General features: G+C 68.4%; 1 protein-coding gene. It reads right to left on the bottom strand.

Annotation, left to right across the window (positions count from 1 at the left end; genetic code table 11):
* Positions 1–80: 80 nt before the first annotated feature.
* Positions 81–353: a hypothetical protein gene (locus tag ACLNEE_RS16860; RefSeq protein ID WP_411424855.1), complete on the bottom strand. Its 273-nt coding sequence runs from the start codon at positions 351–353 to the stop codon at positions 81–83.
* Positions 354–563 lie beyond the last annotated feature (210 nt).

Here is a 563-nt window from a genome sequence, read left to right as displayed (position 1 = left end):
CAGCGCCCGGGCCGTCTGCCACTCGGTGCCGGCAGCGCCCGAGTCCGGCTCCGGAAGCACGTCGGCCATCATCAGGACCCTCACACCACGGACCCCGAAGCAGCGCCCTGGGGCCGCAGCTTCAGGAAGCCGGCCTGCAGCGCACGGATCCACACCTGGGGCGCCAGCGGATCGTCACGCAGCGAGGCCCAGATGTAATGCAAGGCCCGGACCTCGCCCTTGCGGATCAGGTGGCTGGCCACGAAATCGTTCATCCGGGCGCGCGAGTGGCTGGCGGACGCCTGGCAGACGGTTCCGGCATCCCAGGCCGTCTGCAGCAACAAGCTGGAAGGGTCGGTGACGACATGGGACACAGGCCAGATTGGATCATCGAGGTGATGCAAGCGATACCGCGCAGTTGGCCTTCGATCAGGGGCGGCGGGTAGCGCCAGACCTGGGTGCGCAGCAGAGCGTCGGTGATCATCAGGAGCCTGGCGTGTTCAGGGTGGGGCGGGTGCCGCCAGAGGCGTTCTGGCGCAGCAGCTGCTCGTAGAACGCAAGCGTCTCGCGGCCGACACGATCCC

The organism is Aphanothece stagnina RSMan2012, assembly GCF_046764815.1.
GTDB lineage: Bacteria > Cyanobacteriota > Cyanobacteriia > PCC-6307 > Cyanobiaceae > NIES-981.
This window is presented reverse-complemented; position numbering and strand designations above follow the sequence as displayed.